The organism is Actinoplanes sp. CA-015351, assembly GCF_050955685.1.
GTDB lineage: Bacteria > Actinomycetota > Actinomycetes > Mycobacteriales > Micromonosporaceae > Actinoplanes.
This window is the reverse complement of record NZ_CP192102.1, coordinates 7,637,375-7,655,719: the sequence shown is the minus strand read 5'-3', so window position 1 is coordinate 7,655,719 and position 18,345 is coordinate 7,637,375. Positions and strand designations below refer to the sequence as shown.

General features: G+C 68.3%; 14 protein-coding genes, 2 tRNA genes and 1 pseudogene. 11 read left to right on the top strand and 6 right to left on the bottom strand.

The annotated features are described in order from the left end of the window. Nucleotides 1-3: 3 nt before the first annotated feature. Nucleotides 4-1,113, bottom strand: coding sequence for a hypothetical protein (locus ACQP2E_RS34705; protein WP_433827188.1), 1,110 nt, complete (start codon nt 1,111-1,113; stop codon nt 4-6). 214 nt (nt 1,114-1,327) lie between these two features. Further along, nucleotides 1,328-1,489: a DUF5679 domain-containing protein gene (locus tag ACQP2E_RS34700; protein WP_172890699.1), complete on the bottom strand. Its 162-nt coding sequence runs from the start codon at nt 1,487-1,489 to the stop codon at nt 1,328-1,330. Nucleotides 1,490-1,959: 470 nt separating this feature from the next. Between ACQP2E_RS34700 and ACQP2E_RS34695 the strand changes: the two genes are divergently transcribed. After that, nucleotides 1,960-2,496 (top strand): M48 metallopeptidase family protein, encoded by a 537-nt coding sequence (locus ACQP2E_RS34695; protein ID WP_433827187.1) that lies wholly within the window; start codon nt 1,960-1,962, stop codon nt 2,494-2,496. A 9-nt stretch (nt 2,497-2,505) separates the two neighbouring features. Then, complete coding sequence (locus ACQP2E_RS34690; RefSeq protein WP_433827186.1) at nt 2,506-3,102, top strand: hypothetical protein; 597 nt, start codon at nt 2,506-2,508, stop codon at nt 3,100-3,102. A 1-nt stretch (nt 3,103) separates the two neighbouring features. Here ACQP2E_RS34690 and ACQP2E_RS34685 read toward each other — a convergent pair whose 3' ends face one another. Then, nucleotides 3,104-4,339 (bottom strand): zinc-dependent metalloprotease, encoded by a 1,236-nt coding sequence (locus ACQP2E_RS34685; protein ID WP_111651746.1) that lies wholly within the window; start codon nt 4,337-4,339, stop codon nt 3,104-3,106. Between the two features lie 90 nt (nt 4,340-4,429). Between ACQP2E_RS34685 and ACQP2E_RS34680 the strand changes: the two genes are divergently transcribed. The 4 genes from ACQP2E_RS34680 (at nt 4,430) to ACQP2E_RS34665 (ending at nt 10,735) form a co-directional block, all read left to right on the top strand. Further along, a complete protein-coding gene (locus ACQP2E_RS34680; protein ID WP_433827185.1) occupies nt 4,430-5,458 on the top strand; it encodes a YlbL family protein in 1,029 nt (342 codons plus the stop codon). A 127-nt stretch (nt 5,459-5,585) separates the two neighbouring features. After that, nucleotides 5,586-8,537 carry a UPF0182 family membrane protein gene (locus ACQP2E_RS34675; protein WP_433827184.1) on the top strand — a complete coding sequence of 984 codons (2,952 nt, stop codon included), beginning with the start codon at nt 5,586-5,588 and terminating at the stop codon, nt 8,535-8,537. 69 nt (nt 8,538-8,606) lie between these two features. Then, nucleotides 8,607-8,680: transfer RNA gene (locus ACQP2E_RS34670), tRNA-Met, on the top strand. Nucleotides 8,681-8,989: 309 nt separating this feature from the next. Continuing rightward, nucleotides 8,990-10,735: an ATP-binding protein gene (locus tag ACQP2E_RS34665; protein WP_433827183.1), complete on the top strand. Its 1,746-nt coding sequence runs from the start codon at nt 8,990-8,992 to the stop codon at nt 10,733-10,735. Nucleotides 10,736-10,914: 179 nt separating this feature from the next. On the opposite strand, the gene ACQP2E_RS34660 is transcribed toward ACQP2E_RS34665, so the two are convergent. After that, nucleotides 10,915-10,988 (bottom strand) — tRNA-Met (locus tag ACQP2E_RS34660). A gap of 65 nt (nt 10,989-11,053) precedes the next feature. Here ACQP2E_RS34660 and ACQP2E_RS34655 point away from each other — a divergent pair. After that, the gene (locus tag ACQP2E_RS34655; protein ID WP_433827182.1) at nt 11,054-11,815 is read left to right on the top strand and encodes a pentapeptide repeat-containing protein; all 762 of its coding nucleotides are present in this window, start codon (nt 11,054-11,056) and stop codon (nt 11,813-11,815) included. Between the two features lie 9 nt (nt 11,816-11,824). Then, a pseudogene (locus tag ACQP2E_RS34650) lies at nt 11,825-12,814 on the top strand (TerC family protein); the annotation flags it as partial. Nucleotides 12,815-13,064: 250 nt separating this feature from the next. On the opposite strand, the gene ACQP2E_RS34645 reads toward ACQP2E_RS34650, so the two are convergent. Together ACQP2E_RS34645 and ACQP2E_RS34640 are read right to left on the bottom strand one after the other, a co-directional pair. Continuing rightward, nucleotides 13,065-13,958 (bottom strand): translation initiation factor 2, encoded by an 894-nt coding sequence (locus ACQP2E_RS34645; RefSeq protein ID WP_433827181.1) that lies wholly within the window; start codon nt 13,956-13,958, stop codon nt 13,065-13,067. Between the two features lie 162 nt (nt 13,959-14,120). Further along, entirely contained in the window at nt 14,121-14,972 is an 852-nt protein-coding gene (locus tag ACQP2E_RS34640) for a spermidine synthase (RefSeq protein WP_433827180.1), read from the bottom strand. An 82-nt stretch (nt 14,973-15,054) separates the two neighbouring features. Between ACQP2E_RS34640 and ACQP2E_RS34635 the strand changes: the two genes are divergently transcribed. Genes ACQP2E_RS34635 through ACQP2E_RS34625 form a run of 3 tightly spaced genes read left to right on the top strand, consistent with a single transcriptional unit; the run spans nt 15,055 to nt 18,341 of the window. Continuing rightward, nucleotides 15,055-16,623, top strand: a complete 1,569-nt coding sequence (locus tag ACQP2E_RS34635) for a DUF1800 domain-containing protein (RefSeq protein WP_433827179.1) — start codon at nt 15,055-15,057, stop codon at nt 16,621-16,623. A 5-nt stretch (nt 16,624-16,628) separates the two neighbouring features. Next, nucleotides 16,629-17,894, top strand: coding sequence for a DUF1501 domain-containing protein (locus tag ACQP2E_RS34630; RefSeq protein WP_433827178.1), 1,266 nt, complete (start codon nt 16,629-16,631; stop codon nt 17,892-17,894). A 30-nt stretch (nt 17,895-17,924) separates the two neighbouring features. Next, nucleotides 17,925-18,341, top strand: a complete 417-nt coding sequence (locus ACQP2E_RS34625; RefSeq protein WP_433827177.1) for a hypothetical protein — start codon at nt 17,925-17,927, stop codon at nt 18,339-18,341. The last annotated feature ends 4 nt before the right edge of the window (nt 18,342-18,345 follow it).

Here is an 18,345-nt window from a genome sequence, read left to right as displayed (position 1 = left end):
CGGCTACTCGGCCCGTCGTCTGGTGCTTTTGGGGATATGTGGTGAAGGTCCGGTGTGGGACCGGGCCCGCCGCTGGCAGTCACACGCCGGATGAGGCGGCCAGGTACGCCGCCGGAACCGGCCCGGCGCGGTGATCTCGACGGCCGCCCCGAGGGTTTCCGGCACCTCGCCGTCCAGGTGGGCGAGGACCTCGGCGGTCGCGTACGCGACGGCGGCGAGCAGGGTGGCGACCGTGCACGGCTCGGTATCCGCTCCGGCCGTCGCCAGCGCGCCAGGCCATCCGGCGTCCCGATCCTGGCGATGCAGGTCGACGCAGCGCAGACAGGGCCGCCCGCCGGCCGGCACGAGCGGGCCGATCACCGCGGCGCCGTCCCGGATGGTGACCACGAGATGTGGCTGGCGACGCCCGGCGTGCGCGGCCGCGACCAGGGCGGCCGGCTCGTCGTGGGCCAGCTGGACGACCAGATCGGCGACCGGGCGACGGGTGCCGTGCACGTCCGTGCCGGGCACGGTACGCAGGATCGCGGCGGCGACTGCGGACCGGCGCGGGCTGCCCACGTCCGCGGTGCCGAGCGGCCCGCCGGTGATCTCGCCGGCCCCGACAGTGCCGGACAGGTCCGGGTGGACGTGTCCGACACCCGCTTCGGCGAGCGCCACCGCGATCGGGGCGCCGAGACGGCCCCGGCCGCTGAGCGCGACCCTGGAAGCTTGGCGGCGGCGCAGCACCCGCGCCGGGGAGGGCTGGCCGGTGCGGCGGGAGACGGCGCTCAGGGCCAGCGCGGCGGCCTCGCCGGTGAGCCGGGCGCGGGAGACGGCCGGCAGGGTGGCCGGCAGCAGTGTTCCGGCGGGCAGCACGAGTCCGGCCTGGTGAAGCAGGTCGAGCAGGCTGCGTGCCTCGTCCGGGCGTACGCCGAGCTCGGCGGCCCGCAGGAGCACGGCGCGTTCGGATCGGACGCCGTCGAGGAGATCGAGGACCCGGGCGGCTCGGGGATCGGGCAGCCGCAGGACCACGGCGTGCGCGGGATCCAGGCCGAGCTGGAGTTCACCGGGGTTGCGCCAGATGCGCGGCAGCCCGGGAATCAGGGTCGGCCGCGGCAGCGGTGTCCGGGACATGGATGACAGGTTGTCACGGCAGCACTGCGGAGCGGTGATGTTATCCACAGGCCCGCGAGGGCGCGGGCAGCTTTGTCCACAGGCTGAAGCGAGTTATCCACAGGCGGATAGGGGTCGCCCCGAACCACTCAACGTGACTGGTCGGCCACGGTTACGGGTAAACGGGTGAAGCCACCGGGGAGGGCGACCATGCGGCAGCCCTCCCCGGAAGCGGTCACGCCTTGGCCTTGCCCAGGATCCGGTTCATGGTGGTCCCGCAGACAGGGCACTTGCCCTTGGCCATGTTCATGCCGGTCTTGGAGACTGCCACTTCGCCCTGGAAGTCGCGCTTTTCCTTGCACTTCACGCAGTAGCCGTTGTAAGTGGTGTCGGCCACGGTTCCTCCTCGTCGGTGTCGTCGGCCGCTCAGCCCGGTGCCTCGTTCGCGGCTACGGGTGCGAACCTCTCTGCGGCGCTGGACCGCGCGGCCACGCGGTTTGTGGCCACCCGTCCGGGGCGGTCACTTACCCAGGTCAGGCCGGTTCCATGTCAACGCAGTGTCGGCGGTGTCGCCGACGACGTGAGTGTGCCGGTCAAAGTGTCCTTTTGCGCCAGAATTGCCGAGACACGCCGACGATTGCCATCAGAAAGGCATAAAACAGACACCGAAGCCGCCCGAGGCCTGAGTCGAAGATGGTCTAGGTTGACAGGTGTCTCCCGATGTTGCGGATGGGGAAATTTTTTTCGGGTATATGCGTCGGAAGTGGGCATTTTCGGAGAAGCTCATTGCCAGTACTCTTGCGGTGACCAGGGGCTGGCGGATTAGCGTCTCAACGTGAACCCGAATCAGGGCCGCGCGAGCCGGTAATGGCTGCCCGCGTGCGCAAGCCTGTCGTTGAGGTGCGGCGCAGTCAGCGCCGGCGCCGGACGGTGTCCGCGTACCGCGACGGTGAACGTGTCGTCGTGCTCATCCCGGACCGGTTCTCCCGGGCCGAGGAGACCGAGTGGGTGGAGCGGATGCTCGCCCGGCTGGCCGCCCGTGAGGAACGCCTGCGGTGCACCGACGCCGAGCTGCTGGCCCGCGCCAGGCGCCTGACCGCGCGATACCTCGCTGATTACGCCGACGTGGTGGTTCCGGCCAGCGTGCGATGGGTCACCAATCAGAACGGCCGCTGGGGCTCCTGCACCCCCGACGACGCGACCATCCGGATCTCGCACCGCATCCAGGAGATGCCCGAGTGGGTCGTCGACTACGTCGTCCTGCACGAGCTCGCCCACCTGGTCGTGCCGAGTCACAATGCCCGCTTCTGGGAGCTGGTGAACAGGTTCGGAAAAGCCGAGCGCGCCCGCGGTTACCTCGAGGGAGTGTCCGCGGCCGGAAACCTGGAGATGGCGGAGCACTAAGCTTTGGCCGTGGTTCGGCGCTTGGTGGTGACGTTGCTGGTCCCGGTCCCGTGGAGCCCGCCCGGAGTGGCGCTCCGGGACTGGCGTGCCGCCCTGGCCGAGGACGTGGTCGATCTGCTCGCCCGGCTGTCGGCGGCGGACGCCGCGATCGCCGCCGGGCCGGGTGACCGTGAGCTGGCCGAGGAGATCGCCTGGCCGGGCATGAAGATCTACGACGTGCCGGCGCCGACCCTGCTGCCGGTGCTGGCGGCCGCGGCCGGCGACGGTTACGACCAGGCCGCCGTGATCGCCGCGGACGCGCCCGACGTGCCCGGCATGACCCTGGGCAAACTTCTCCAGCCGCTGGACAGCAAGTCGGTCGCGGTGGCGCCCGGCGGGCCCGGCGGCGGAGCGCTCGGCGTCGCGACGAATTTGCCCGCGCCGGATTGGCTCCTCGACCTCGACCTGGACAGCGCGACACCACAGCTGCTGCGCCGGAACGCTCCGACGCCCGGTGAGGTCACCTCGACCGCGCAGTGGCGCCGTCTGCGTGGCCCGGCTGAGCTGGCCACGCTGGACACCGCCTTGGAGGGCTGGGACAACACCCGGGCCCTCCTCGGCGGCTGACTCAGTCCTCTTTCGGACCGTCGCCCAGGTTGTCCAGCTCACTGATGTCCCAGTCGGAACGGCCTGCCGCGAAGGTCTCCGGGCTGGCGAAGTCCTCGTCGGTGGGCAGCAGGTCGGGGTGGTCCCAGAGCGCGTCCCGGCCCGGGATGCCCCGTTGCTCGGCCACCGACGCCCACAGGACGCCGGCCTCACGCAGCCGGCGCGGCCGCAGCTCGAGGCCGACCAGGGCGGCGAAGGTCTGCTCCGCAGGGCCGCCGGCGCCCCGGCGACGACGGAACGCCTCACCGAGCGCGGCCACCGACGGCAGCCGGTCGGCCGCGGCGGCGTCGACCACATGGCCGACCCAGCCCTCGACCAGTGCCAGCGCCGTTTCCAGCCGGGCCAGGCTGGCTTTCTGCTGCGGGGTGTCCTCAGGAGTGAAGATGCCCTCGAGAGCCATCTGCTGCATCGACTCGGGATCGCTCGGGTCGACCCGGCTCATCGCGTCCTCGATCGCCTCACGGTTCACGGTGATGCCGTTCGCGTACGTCTCGACGGCGCTCAGCACGTGCGACCGGAGCCACGGGACGTGCCCGAAGAGCCGCTGGTGTGCGGCCTCACGCAACGCCACGTAAAGGCGTACCTGGTCCTCGGGAAGTTCGAGGCCGGAACCGTACGCCTTGATGTTGGAAGGGATCAGCGCGGCCGTGCCGGCCGGGCCGAGCGGAAGCCCGATGTCGCCGGCCGAGAGCACCTCGGCGGCGAGCTGGCCGAAAGCCTGCCCGAGCTGCCCGCCGAAGAGGGCGCCGCCGAGCGTCGCCACCATCGACTGCATCGGGCCCAGCTGAGCGCGGGCCTCCTCGGGCACGAGGTCGCCCATCGCGCCCACCATGCGGCCGGCGATCGGCTCGCACAGCTTTTTCCAGACGTCGAGAGTGTTGTAGATCCACTCGTTGCGGTTCCACGCGACGGCCTTGTGGACGCCGCTCGGAAGGGCTGTCACCGGGTCGAGCCAGAGGTCGGCGAGCCGCAGAGCCTCCTCGACCTGGTGGCGCTCCAGCATGTTCACCGAGGGATCGCCGGACGCCGAGAGCTGGCTGGCGGCGACCTGCCGGGCCAGGTCCCAGTTGACCGGACCGTTTCCAGGTGCGGCGAACATCTGTTGCAGCTGCGCCATGAACTGCTGCATCTGCTGCGGGTCGGAGGGGTCGGGCGGCTGAGCGCCCGGCAGGGAGAAGCCGAACGGGATATCAGGCACGTCCCCAACCGTACGCGCGAAATGCTGCGAGCGGACTGAGGGCGGTATCAGCTCAGAGAGAACTCAGGGTGGGTAGGTACTCTCACGCGCATGAGACGTCGAGGTGTCACCGTCATCCTCGGTGCCCTGATCACCGCACTGCTGGCAGCCGGTGTCATGGTCGCGCCCCTGCCTTACGTGGTGCTGAAGCCCGGCCCCACGGTCAACACCCTCGGCTCGGACAACGGCACCGAGGTCATCCAGGTCAAGAAGGGCGAGACCTCGACCTCCAAAGGCCAGCTACGCCTCACCACGGTGAACGTGCAGTCGAAAGTCGAGCTGGTCTGGGCCATCCAGGGCTGGCTGAGCGGCGAGGACGCGGTCGTCCCGCGCGAGCTGATCTACCCGCCGGACCAGAGCGAGAAGCAGGTCCAGGAGCAGAACGCGCAGGAGTGGAAACAGTCGCAGACCAGCGCCGAGACGGTCGCGCTGCGCGAGCTGGGATACCCCGTGCTGACCTCCGTGCGCAAGGTCACGACCGGTGGCGCCGCCGAGGGCAAGCTCGCCGCCGGCGACGTGATCACGTCGGTCGGCGGCACCACGATCGAGGACCCGTCCCAGGTCACCGAGCTGGTCCGGGCCAAGCCCGCCGGCACGGCGCTGGCCGTGGGTTACCAGCGTGACGGCAAGGCCGGTACCGCTCAGATCACCACGAAGACCGCAGATGGTGACGACACCCCCCGGCTCGGCATCGAGATCGAGACCACCCAGCCGAACCCGTTCGACATCGAGATCGACCTCGACAAGATCGGTGGACCGAGCGCCGGCCTGATGTTCTCCCTGGGCATCATCGACAAGCTCAAGCCCGAGGACCTCACCGGCGGCAAGGTGATCGCGGGCACCGGAACCATCGACGACAACGGTAACGTTGGCCCGATCGGCGGCATCCCGCAGAAGCTGGTGGGAGCCAAGGACGCAGGCGCCGAGCTCTTCCTGGTGCCCAAGGACAACTGCGCGGAAGCGCTTCGCAACGCGGTGACCGGTCTGCCCATGGCGGAGGTCGCCACGGTGGACGATGCGCTCACCGCGCTCGCGACCTTTACCTCAGGCGGGACCCCGAAGCCGTGTACGGCTTCGTGATCCCGCACCGGTAGTGACGAGACAGTTCTGCCGCGTATAGAAGCTGGATGCGACATCGTAAGGTGAAACACCGGCCAGACGAAGTGTGGAGCCAACGTTGGTCATGCGTAATAGTCCTCTACCGAGGATGAGCCGGCGCGGTCGCGTCACGGTCGGCGTCCTGGTCGGGGTCTTTATTCTTTTCACGCTGCTCGGGTGGGGCATCGACGCGTACACCGACTACCTGTGGTTCTCCGAAGTCGACTTCACTCAGGTCTTCTCCGGAGTTCTGCTCACCAAATTGCTGCTGTTCCTTGTGATCGGCGCGGCGATGACCCTGATCGTCGCCGGAAACCTCTACCTGGCGTACCGCCTGCGGCCGCTGCTGCGGCCGCACTCCGCGGAACAGGCCACGCTGGAGCGTTACCGGATGATCCTGACGCCCCGTCTGGGCACCTGGATTACCGTGGTCAGCCTGATCGTCGGTTTCTTCGCGGGCCTGTCCGCGCAGAACCGATGGGCCGACTGGATGCTGTTCCGCAACGGCGGAGACTTCGGCGTCCAGGACCCCGAGCACAAGGTCGACATCTCCTTCTACATCTTCGAGTTCCCGCTGCTGCGTTACCTGCTCGGCGTCGGCTTCACCGCTGTGGTGCTGTCGCTGCTCGGTGCGCTCGCGGTGCACTACATCTTCGGCGGTGTGCGTCTCCAGGGCGTCGGCGACCGGATGACGGCGGCGGCACGCGCCCACCTCACCACGCTGGTGGCGATCTTCGTGCTGCTCAAGGCGGTCGCGTACATCCTGGACCGGCGGGCGCTGCTCCTGGAGCAGCACGTGTCACCGGGGCTGTACGGCGCCGGGTACACCGACGTCAACGCGTTGCTGCCGGCCAAGGAGATCCTCGCGTACATCTCGGTGGTGGTCGCGATCGCGATCATCGTCTTCTCCAACGCGGTGATGCGAAACCTGGTGTGGCCGGGCGTCTCGCTGGCGCTGCTGGCCATCTCGGCCGTGGCGATCGGCGGCATCTACCCGCTCGCCGTGCAGAACTTCCAGGTCAAGCCGAGCCTCTCGGACAAGGAAGCGCCATACATCCAGAGATCCATCGACGCGACCCGCGACGCGTTCGGTCTGGAGGCCACCGATGTCACCCAGTACAGCGCGGCCAGCGGCAGCCCGCCGACCAACCTGGCCGACAACACCAGCGCGCAGAACGTGCGGCTGATAGACCCACAGCTGGTCTCGCAAGCTTTCACCCAGTCGCAGCAGTCCCGGGGCTTCTACGACTTCGGCGAGAAACTCGACGTCGACCGGTACACGATCGACGGCAAGACCCAGGACTACGTGGTCGGCGCTCGTGAGATCAACGACGAGAAACTGACCGCCCAGCAGCGCAACTGGCTGAACCGGCACACCGTCTACACGCACGGTTACGGCCTGGTGGCGGCGCCGGCCAACCAGGTCTGCGGCACCGGTCTGCCGTTCTTCGTCTCCGGCTTCCTCGGCAGCACGAACCAGGGCAACTGCGCCTCGACCACCGACGAGATCAAGGCCGAGCAGCCGCGGATCTACTACGGCGAGCAGTCCAGCGAGTACGTGATCGTCGGCCAGGAGAGCGCCGAGAAGAACGTCGAGTTCGACCGTCCGCAGGAGCAGAACAGCGACGCGTCCGAGCTCTACACGTACGAGGGCACCGGTGGCGTGCCGATCGGCTCGTTCCTCAAGCGCGCGGTCTTCGCGATCAAGAACACCGAGAGCAACTTCCTGCTCTCCGACGCGGTGAACTCGAAGTCGCGTCTCATGTACGTCCGCAACCCGCGGGACCGCGTCGAGAAGGTCGCGCCGTTCCTCACCATCGACGGCGACCCGTACCCGGCCGTCGTCGGCGGAAAGATCGTCTGGATCCTGGACGGTTACACCACGGCGCAGACCTATCCGTACGCGCAGAAGATCAACCTCGCGACCGAGACGCGTGACGAGCTCACCGGCCAGGGGTCCTTCGCCCTTGCCCGGGACGACGTCAACTACATGCGCAACTCGGTGAAGGCGACCGTCGACGCGTACGACGGCACCGTCAAGCTCTACGAGTTCGACGACAGCGACCCGGTCCTCAAGGCGTGGAACAAGGCGTTCGGCGGCGACCTCGTCGTGCCGAAGGCGGAGATCCCGACCGACCTGGCCTCGCACTTCCGGTACCCGGCCGACATGTTCAAGGTCCAGCGCAACCTGCTGACCAAGTTCCACGTCACCGACCCGCAGACGTTCTTCTCCGGCAACGACTTCTGGGAAGTTCCGAACGCACCGGACGCGCCGCAGAACGGCGTCAAGCAGCCGCCGTTCTACCTGAACGTGAAACTCCCCGAGCAGGACGAGACACGGTTCCAGCTCACAGCCGGCGTCACACCGGCCGACCGGGAGAACATGGCAGCGCTGATCTCCGGCTCGTACGTGGACGGCCAGCCCAAGCTGGAGGTGCTGGAGCTACCCGACGACACCGTCGTCTCCGGCCCCGTCCAAGTGCACCAACGGATGACCAACAACGCGAACGTCGCCTCCGACCTGGCACTTCTCAGCCGCCAGGGCCAGGCGACAGTCCTCTACGGCAACCTCATCTCGCTGCCGCTGGACAAGGACATCCTCTACGTCGAACCTGTCTACGTGCGCAGCAACAGCCAGGCCAACGCGGCCCCGCTGCTGCAAAAAGTCCTGATGTCCTACGGCGACGGCGGCACCTACGTCGTGCTTGAGGACAACCTCACCAAGGGCCTGCAGGCCTTGGCCGAGCTGGGCCGGACGTCAGGCACACCGACAACCGAGACGCCCACCACACCCGGCACCGGCACGCCCGGCGCCACACCGACACCGTCGACCGCACCGCCCACCGTCACCGGCGACCTGGCCCAGGCCGCGGCCGCCGTCGACAAGGCCATCGAAGACCTCAAGGCAGCTCAGCGCGACGGCGACTTCGTCAAGCAGGGTGAAGCCTTGAAGGCCCTCGACGACGCGGTCAACCGCTTCCAGCAGCTCCAGGCCACGGAAGCAAGCACACCGGCCACGACAGCGCCCGCCGTGGCGCCGTCAGTCAGCGCCGGCAGCTGATGTGGCAGCCGTCTCCGGGGGCCGTTTTGCAGCCCCCGGAGACGGTGCGCTAAGCTTCATTCATACCGACGCGGGGTGGAGCAGCTCGGTAGCTCGCTGGGCTCATAACCCAGAGGTCGCAGGTTCAAATCCTGTCCCCGCTACGAGTGGAAGGGGCCTGTGTCCGCGGAAAGCGCGGACATGGGCCCCTCTTCGTGATTTCTTCCTGGGGGCCGAGCCCCCAGACCCCCACGTTGCGGTGGTTGCGCTCTCTGGATTGGTTGCGCTCTCTGGATTGGTACGGGTCGCGGGTGCCGCTTCCGCTCTCGAACGTGGTCGGGTCCGCCGGAATGATCGGCCTGGTCGACGACGACAAAACGCCACCTTCGGTACGCGTACCGGAAGAACCATCATGATGACTAACATGCTAGCTATCATGTAGTAGGCATGATCGGGATGGGCAAGGAGCCGTGTTGTTCGACGCCGAGCTTGGTGAGATCGTCGCTAACCTGCGCGTCCTCGGCGCGGACATCGCCGACGTCGAGGTGAAGAACAGCAGCGGAGGATTACCCAAGTCGCTTCGGGAGACGCTGTCCGCGTTCTCCAACACGCGCGGTGGCGTCGTCATACTCGGACTCGATGAAGGCCGAGGCTTCCCGGCTGTCGGCCTTCCGAACCCTGCGAAACTCGCTGCCGATTTCGCGTCGATGTGCTCGTCGGAGATGGAACCTGCGATACGGCCGCTCATTCAAATTCACAAGTTCGAGGACGAGCGGTTAGTCGTCGCTGAAATTCCCGAACTCGATCCGGCCCAAAAGCCGTGCTTCTACAAAGGGGCCGGCATCACCAAGGGCAGCTTCGTGCGGGTCAGCGATGGCGACCGACGTTTGTCGACCTACGAAGTCCAGATAATGCTGTCCTCGCGAGGTCAACCACGAGACGACGAGCAGGCAGTTCCCGGCACGAGGATCGGCGATCTGGCACAGCCGGCTGTTGATGCCCTGATCGCGCGGTTGCGAACCAGTCGGCCATACGCGTTTCAGGACCTCGACCGCCTCGCGGTTCTGCGCCGGGCAAAGGTTCTGGTGCCCGATCCGGAGGGCAAGGATGAAGTCTCGCTCGCGGGCCTGCTAGCACTCGGCACCTATCCACAAGAGCATTTTCCACAGCTCATGCTCACTTTTGTCCATTACCCAACCGCCACCGGCGCGGAGCTAGCCTCTGGTCAGCGCTTCCTGGACAACGTCGCTCTTGAAGGCCCGATACCGCTGATGGCCCGTGACGCATTGGCCGCCATTCGCCGGAACATGTCGCGCCGGGCGGTGGTGGCCGACGCGGGCCGGCAGGACATCTGGGAGTACCCCGAGACCGCGCTGCGTGAAGCCGTCGTCAATGCCCTGGTACACCGAGATTTGTCGGGAGGCGCACGAGGGACCCAGATTCAAGTCGAGATGTATCCCGACCGCCTCGTCATCAAGAGCCCTGGCGGCCTGTTCGGCCCGATCACGGTTGACAGCCTCGGCGAGGAAGGGATCTCCTCGGCGCGCAACGCGACCCTGATCAAACTCCTCGAGGACGTTCCGCTACCGGGTGAGACGCGGACTGTCTGCGAGAACAGGGGCTCAGGCATCCGTTCGATGCTCGATGCGCTTCTGGGTGCCGGCATGAGCCCGCCTCGCTTTGAGGACCGTGTCTCATCCTTCATCGTCACCTTCCCGAATCACACCCTGCTGTCGGAAGAAACTCTCCAATGGATCAGAGAGCTCGGCGAGCCTGGCCTCACTGACAGCCAATGCGTCGCTCTGGCGATGCTCCGGGAGGAGGAGATATTGGACAACCGCTCATACCGGGCCGCAACCGGCGTCGATTCGCGCGTGGCAACTGGCGAACTCCAAGATCTAGTCGCCCGTGAGCTCGTCACTCAGAGCGGAACTCGACGCTGGGCACAGTACTGGCTGGCTCCACGCCCAGCCTTCCACGCCAGCGGCACGGCCCGCCGGGCCGATCGCCGCCCAGCGCTGCTTGCCGCTCTCGGTGACGAGACGCTGTCCAGAGCCGACCTGGCTGCCCGAACCGGACTCAGCGACCAGACCGTTCGCCGCTGGCTGACAATCATGCGGGAAGAAGGCACAGTAGACCTGATCGGAACCGGCCCCCGCAGCAAAGCCACCCGATACCGCCGGGCAAACCAAGAACCACTGTTTCCGCAAAGCCCCTGAACCCGCAAACCAGGCGCAAGAGAAAGAGACTCACCAAGCGCGAGAGATGCACCGAGCGCGAGAGATTCACCGCGCGCGACCATCGCAACCTGGGGGTCTGGGGGCTCGGCCCCCAGGAAGGAATAACGTAAAGGGGCCCCAGTTTGCGATCTCCGCAAACACAGGGCCCCTACCACTTGTAGCGGGGACAGGATTTGAACCTGCGACCTCTGGGTTATGAGCCCAGCGAGCTACCGAGCTGCTCCACCCCGCGTCGGTATGAACAAAGCTTACCCCGCACTGAGCTGGGTGCCTAATCGGGGTCCTAGAGTGGGCGAAGTGACTGGTCTGGCCGCTGATTGCGCTCGTTGCGCCGCGCTCTGTTGTGTGGCTCCCGCCTTTGCTCGATCATCCGATTTCGCGATCGACAAACCGGCTGGGCAGCCGTGCCGGAATCTGCGGGACGACTTCCTCTGTGGCATTCACGAGAAACTGCCGGAGCGCGGTTTTCCGGGGTGCGTGGTGTTCGACTGTTTCGGGGCCGGGCAACGCATCACGCAGGAGACTTTCGGCGGGCGGGACTGGCGTTCGGCGCCGGAGATCGCGGGGGACATGTTCGCGTCGCTGCCGGTGATGCGGCAGCTGCACGAGCTGATGTGGTACCTCACCGAGGCATTGAAGCTGGACGAGGCCCGCGGTCTGCGCCGGGACCTGGAGGCCGCGCTCGCCGAGACCGACCGGATGGCCGGTGGGAGCGCCGAGCAACTGCGTGCGCTCGACGTGGACGCGTACCGCAACCGGGTCAATCCGTTGCTGCGCCGGGCGAGCGAGCTGGCTCGTGCGCGGGCCGGTGGCCGCCGGTCGGATCACAGCGGGGCGCAGTTGATCGGCCGCCGGATGCGGGGCGCCGACCTGCGTGGCGCGAGCTTCCGCGGCGCGCTGCTGATCGGCGCCGACCTGCGGGACGCGGATCTGCGCCGGGCTGATTTCACCGGCGCCGACCTGCGCGGCACCGACCTGCGTGGCGCGAATCTCACAGACGTACTTTTTCTCACTCCGTCGCAGCGTCGCGCCGCAGTGACGGGCGCCGATCACCCTTAGGATGTTGCCATGCAGGTCTCGGGCTTGGTGTGGGTGCTGACCGTCCTCTTCATCGTCGGCCTGTTGCTGTTCGACTTCTTCTTCCACGTCCGGCGGGCGCACGTTCCTACGCTGCGCGAGGCCGCACTCTGGACGTCGATCTACGTGTCGATCGCGATCATGTTCGGCATCGGGGTCTGGATCTTCGGCGGCTCCACGATGGGCGCCGAGTACTTCGCCGGGTACGTCACCGAGGAAGCGCTCTCGGTCGACAACCTCTTCGTCTTCCTGCTGCTGATGACGAGCTTCAAGGTGCCGCGCGCCGACCAGCAGAAAGTGCTGCTTTTCGGGATCGTGGTCTCGCTGCTGGCCCGGACCGGGTTCATCGTGCTCGGCGCCGCGCTGATCAGCTCGTTCGCCTGGATCTTCTACATCTTCGGGCTGATCCTGCTGGTCACTGCGGGAAACCTGCTGCGCGAGAAGGGCGACGACCCGGACGAGGCACCGGACAACATCGTGATCCGGATCGCACGCCGGTTCCTGCACACCTCGGACGAGTACGACGGCGACAAGCTCTTCACCTACAAGGACGGCAAGCGGGTCCTGACCCCGATGCTGCTCGTGATGGTGGCGATCGGCGGCACCGACATCCTGTTCGCACTCGACTCGATCCCGGCGATCTTCGGCCTCACCCAGAACGTCTATCTGGTCTTCACGGCCACCGCGTTCTCGCTGCTCGGGCTCCGGCAGCTCTACTTCCTGATCGACGGCCTGCTGGACCGGCTCGTCTACCTGTCGTACGGCCTGGCCGCGATCCTGGCGCTGATCGGCGTGAAACTGGTGTTGCACGCGCTGCACCAGAACAACGTCCCGTTCATCAACGAGGGTGAGCACATCGACGTCGCCGAGATCCCGACGCTGCTCTCGCTCGCCATCATCATCGGCGTGCTGCTGATCACCGTGGTGGCGTCGCTGCTCAGCCCGAAAGGCCGGGCCCGCACGCACGTGGCGGCCGCCCGCCGGCACGCCACCGAGTTCCTCGACGTGGAGACCGACCCGGCGTACTGCGACGAGATCTACCACCGTCTCCTCGTGGAGGAGAAGAGCCTGCGCGAGCTGCCGGAGAAGTACCGGGCCCGGATCCGCCAGGAGGACGAGCTGATGACGCTGCTGCGCCGGGCGCACCAGCTGCACGCCGAGCGGGTCGCCGCGGGCAGCTGTTTCGCACCCGCGGCGAGCCGGTCGTCAGAAGCTTGAGCGGAGGCCTGATCTAGCGCGCGGTGCCCGGGTCGACGTCGGCGTTGAGGTACGCCGAGAGGTTGTTCGGGTGCCCGCCCGGGGTCTCGTCGGTGGAGACGAGGCCGGCGATCCGAGCTGCCAGGCTGGCCGCGCGGGAGGCGAGGTCGGGCTCGGCGTACCGGCTGTCCTGCTCGGCACGCAGAGCCTCGTGGGCACGCTGGGCGTCGGCGTCCAGGCCGGGCCGGTCGAAGTACGCGCGACTGGCGGAAACCGGCGTGGCCGAGACCGGCGCCGAGGAGACCGGAGCCGGATCGGGCTCCTCGAACTGAGCAGGCTCCTGGTAAGCGGGCTCGGGAGCCGGCACCTGCACCGAGCCGAGCAGGGTAACGGTCTGGCCCTCGCCGCCCTGGTAATTGCTGAACTCCGGTCCGATGACCAGGCGCGACAGCATCCGGGCCTGCTGTGCCGGTACGCCGAGCTCGTTCGCGTTCTCCACCCGGAACCGGGCGATCGCCTGCCGCATCACGTTCGCGAGCCGGTCGGCGTCGCCGACCGAGGCCAGCGTGCCACCGGCGAAGACCAGGGCCGGAAAACTGCCGTCCGGGCCGTTGCAGACCAGCTGGATCTGGGTGACCGTGGCGTTGCGCCCGACTTCCCGGTTGCCCGGCTGGACACGGAGGTGCTGCGGCCAGAGCCAGAACAGCTCGCCGCTACTCACCGTTGACTCGGTCGGGTGTGTGTACCGCACACGCCGGTCGGTGACGAGGACATCGGTCTCTTCGGGCAGCGTCCATCGAGGTAGCGACGACGCCTCATCGAACGCGTACTCGGCGACGGCACAGTGGCCCTGCCAGAGCACACGCTCCCCGCTGTCGAGCGGTCCGAGATCAGTGCCGGCCGCCGACAGGAAGTGCTGGTGGAACATGTTCGCCTTCCCCGTGTTCGCCGCGATCCGCCGTTCGCGCGGCCGTCCCCGATTACAGCCTGTCGCACCGAGTGCCGCCAGTCACCGGGCGCGAATCACATCGGATCTTCGGAAATCGACACACCGCGGTAATCAGCGGTGTACCAACGGCCTATCCGGTCATCACTTTCGGTTACCGAATAGGCCCTCGGGAGGTGGTGGCGAGGGGACCGCGGATGCGTCCGGCACCGGAGCGACCCCTCCGGTGAAGCGATCGAGATCGGTCTCCACCCGCCCCGGGAACCAGTCGCCGGCCGCTCGCCGGGTCAGTTCGGCCAGCGGCGGCGGTGTCCGGCCGGCGAGCACCACGAGATTGCCGAACCGGCGGCCGCGCAGCACGCCGGCGTCGGCGATCAGGCAGGCCTCCGGCAGCGAGGCGCGGATCGTGGCGACCTGGCTGCGGGCGTACTTCAGCGGCGGGCCGTCGGCCACGTTCGCGATCAGCCAGCCGGTCGGGTCGAGGACCCGGGCCACCTGCTGGGCGAACTCGGCGGAGGCCAGGTGCGCGGGGGTGCGGGCGCCGGCGAAGACGTCCAGGATCACCACGTCGTACCCGGCGTCGCGCATGCCTTCGACGGCGGCGCGGGCGTCGGCCACGCGTACCCGGATGTTGCCTGAAGCGGGCAGTGGGAGTGCCTGGCGCACCAGCTCGACAAGCGGTCCGTCGATCTCGACCACCCGCTGAGCGGAACCGGGCCGGGTGGCCGCGATGTACCGCGGCAGCGTCAGCGCGCCGCCACCGAGATGCAGGGCGCGCAGCGGCCTGCCGGCCGGCGCGACCAGATCGATCGCCGAGGCCATCCGGCGCACGTACTCGAACTGCAGGTACGTGGGGTCGGCGAGGTCGACGTGGGATTGCGGCGCGCCGTCCAGCATCAGGGTGAACGCGGTGTCCCGGTCGGGGTCGGGCACCAGCTCGGCGACTCCGGACGCGACTGTTTCCACGCGTCGCCGGGACGCCTTGCGCTGTGCCATCGGGCAAGTATGTCCGGAGCAAATCGGTAGCGCGTCGCAGGGAAGCCAACGATCACTCGGGAAACTTCCGACCTATGCCCGCGTGAGCGCATCAGAGCAGACGATGACCCGGCGCGGTGTCCTGGGTGTTGCGGCGGCCGCCGGTGTGGCGGTCGCCCTGCCCAGCACGCCGGCGGCGGCAGCCACCGCCTCCTCGGAGGCTTCCCTCGCCCCCGAAGCAGCCTCCTTTCTCCCTGACGATCAGCTGCTGCACCTGCTGCGGCGGGCCACGTTCGGTCCGAGCCCGTCGTCGATCGCGGAGATCCGCAAGCTGGGCGCGAAGGCCTGGCTGGAGCGGCAGCTCGCACCCGCCTCGATTCCCGACAAGGTCACCGACGGCGTGCTGGCCCGCCTGCCGCTGGCCGGGCTCGGCATCGCCGAGATCCGCGGCCAGGTCACCTCCGGCAAGCTCAAGCAGTACAGCTGGGACCCGATGTGGCAGCTCGGTTTCGCCGCGACGGCCCGGGCGATCTGGAGCGAGCGCCAACTGTTCGAGGTGATGGTGGATTTCTGGAGCAACCACCTGAACGTCAGCTGCCCGCACGGCGACGTCTGGGACAGCCGGATCGATTACGACCGCAACGTGATCCGTAGGTACGCCCTCGGGACGTTCGCCGACCTGCTCAAGGCGTCCGCCCGGCATCCGGCGATGCTGACGTACCTGGACAACCGGTTCTCGACGAAGGCGTCGCCGAACGAGAACTACGGCCGTGAGCTGCTGGAACTGCACACCGTGGGTCTTGCGTACGCCGAATCGGACGTCAAGGACGCGGCCCGCCTGCTCACCGGGCTGACCGTCGACAACACGACCGGTCAATACCGATACGACGCGGCCGGCCACGCCACCGGGGCGGTACGCGTCCTCGCCTTCCAGCACGCCAACAGCACCCCGGCCGGCGGCGAGGCGGCCGCACTGAGCTTCCTCGATTACCTGGCCCTGCACCCGGTCACGGCCCGCCGGATCGTCACGAAACTCTGCGTCCGCTTCGTCGCCGACGAGCCACCGGCCGACCTGATCACCGCGCTGGTCAAGGTGTACCTGGACAACAAGTCGGCGATCGCGCCGGTGCTGCGGGCGCTGTTCGGCTCGGCCCAGTTCGCGGCATCGATCGGCGCCAAGACGCGTACGCCGATGGAGGACCTGGCGGCGACGGTACGCACCCTCGGGTACGGACCGGCGCCCAGCGGCACCAAGTTCCTGGAGAGCCTGTACTGGATGGCCCGTGATGCCGGGCACGCGCCGCTGGGCTGGGGTCCGCCGAACGGCTATCCGGACGTGGCGAGCGCCTGGGCTTCGCCGTCCGGCCTGCTGGTGCGCTGGAATTTCCACCTTTCCATCGCGGCCGGCTGGTGGCCGGACACTCTGGTGCGGCCGGCGAACCTGGCGACCGGGATGGTCGGTCCGCTGCCGGCCACGTACGGGGCGTTGATCACAGCGCTGGGCGTGCGGCTGACCGGGATGGCGCCACCGGCTAAGCACGTGGCGGCGCTCGCCGAGTTCTATGGCAAGACACCGGCGTCACCGTTGAAGGCCACCGATCCGGTGGCCGGATGGATGTTCCCCTACTTGATGGGGATGCTGCTCAACTCGCCGACGTTCGCCTTGAGATGAGGACCATGACTGTTCCCTGTGCGTGCGACGACGAGCGTCAGGCCACTGTCTCCCGGCGCCGGTTGCTCGCCACCGGAGCGGCGGGAGCGTTCGCCGGGCTGGCCGGTTCGCAGCTGGACACCGGGCTCGCCTTCGCGGCCGATCCGGCGTACGCCGGTGACGTGCTGGTGCTGCTCTCGCTGCGGGGCGGTTTCGACGGGCTCTCCGCGGTGGTGCCGCACGGCGACGCGGCCTATTACCCGGCGCGGCCTGGCATCGGCGTACCGAAGGCGCAGTTGATCGGGGGTGACTCGTTCTTCGGGTTGAATCCGGGGCTCGCGCCGCTGCTGCCGTATTGGACGGGCGGGCAGCTCGCCGCGGTGCATGCGGTCGGGCAGCCGGCGCCGAACCGGTCGCACTTCTCGGCCATGGAGGAGCTGGAGCGGGCAGCTCCGGGCACCTCGATCCGGACCGGCTGGCTGAACCGGATGCTCGGCTCGCTCGGCACCTCCGACGTGTTCAACGCTGTCGCGATGGGCACCGCGATGCCGGCCCGGGTGCTGGCCGGCCCGGCCGGATATCTCGGCATCACCTCGGTCGACAAGACCCAGCTCAACGGTGACCAGGCGGACCGGCCGATCGCGGCGACGATGGCGGCCCTGTACGAGGGCGCCCCGGCCGCGCTGGGGCGGACCTCGGCCCAGCTGACCGGTGCGCTGGCCCAGGCCGCGAAGCTGCGTGCCGCCGGGTACGCCCCGGCGAACGGCGCGGTCTATCCCGCCACCGAGCTCGGCGGTGCGCTGCGCGACGTGGCCCGGCTGATCAAGTCGGGGGTCGGGCTGATGAGCGCGACTGTCGACTCCGGTGACTGGGACATGCACGAGAACCTCGGTGTCGCGACGCCCGGCAAGCGGATGTTCGACCAGCTCAAGGCGTTCGCCACGGCCCTCGCGGCGTTCGCAGCCGACCTGGGTCCGGACGGCCTGCGCCGGGTCACCGTTGTCACGATCAGCGAGTTCGGACGCCGGGTCACCCAGAACGGCTCGGGCGGTCTCGACCACGGTTACGGCAACGCCATGTTCGTGCTGGGCGGCGGCGTACGCGGCGGCAAGGTGTACGGGCGGTGGCCCGGCCTGGCCGCGGCCAACCTGCGCGACGGCGACCTGGCGGTGACCACCGATTATCGGGCGGTGATCGGCGAGATCCTGCGGGCCCGATGCGGTCTCGGCGACCTGGCATCAGTGTTCCCCGGAGTGACCACGTCATCACTGGGGGTTACTACAAGCAGATAAAAGCGGCAAAAACGCCATCCGGTTCAGGAGGTGCGCTTCACACTGAAACGCAGCATCACGACCATGGAGGTGGCGGTGTCGAGCAACGTGCTTGCCGAGATCATGGGCCAGCGGCGGCCACCGGGGCCGCCGCCGGTCAGAGAGATGCCCGGAATCCTGGCCGCCGCGCGGCGCAGCGCCGGTCCGCCGCTGCGGATCCGCCGGCACACCTCGGACGAGGGGCCACCGTTCTGGCGGTGGGACTGCGGCGGCTGCGGGGAGTACGGCGGCGGACGGCATCACGAGGATGCTCTGGCCCGGGCGCACCGGCACTGCCGGGAGCACCCGGCACACGGGTCGTCCCTGCTGCCGCCGGCTCGCTGCCGGCAGCCGGACACCTTCCTGCCACTGCACCCGATGCTGTACGCCGTGGACGACGACCCGCCGCCGCAGCCCCTGTCGATCTGAGCCC

Coding starts and splice junctions, on each gene's coding strand:
- ACQP2E_RS34640 (WP_433827180.1), bottom strand. CDS start 14,972: ATGGCACAGCGCAAGGCGTCCCGGCGACGCGTGGAAACAGTCGCGTCC.
- ACQP2E_RS34675 (WP_433827184.1), top strand. CDS start 5,586: ATGAGCCGGCGCGGTCGCGTCACGGTCGGCGTCCTGGTCGGGGTCTTT.
- ACQP2E_RS34645 (WP_433827181.1), bottom strand. CDS start 13,958: ATGTTCCACCAGCACTTCCTGTCGGCGGCCGGCACTGATCTCGGACCG.
- ACQP2E_RS34705 (WP_433827188.1), bottom strand. CDS start 1,113: ATGTCCCGGACACCGCTGCCGCGGCCGACCCTGATTCCCGGGCTGCCG.
- ACQP2E_RS34680 (WP_433827185.1), top strand. CDS start 4,430: ATGAGACGTCGAGGTGTCACCGTCATCCTCGGTGCCCTGATCACCGCA.
- ACQP2E_RS34630 (WP_433827178.1), top strand. CDS start 16,629: ATGACTGTTCCCTGTGCGTGCGACGACGAGCGTCAGGCCACTGTCTCC.
- ACQP2E_RS34695 (WP_433827187.1), top strand. CDS start 1,960: ATGGCTGCCCGCGTGCGCAAGCCTGTCGTTGAGGTGCGGCGCAGTCAG.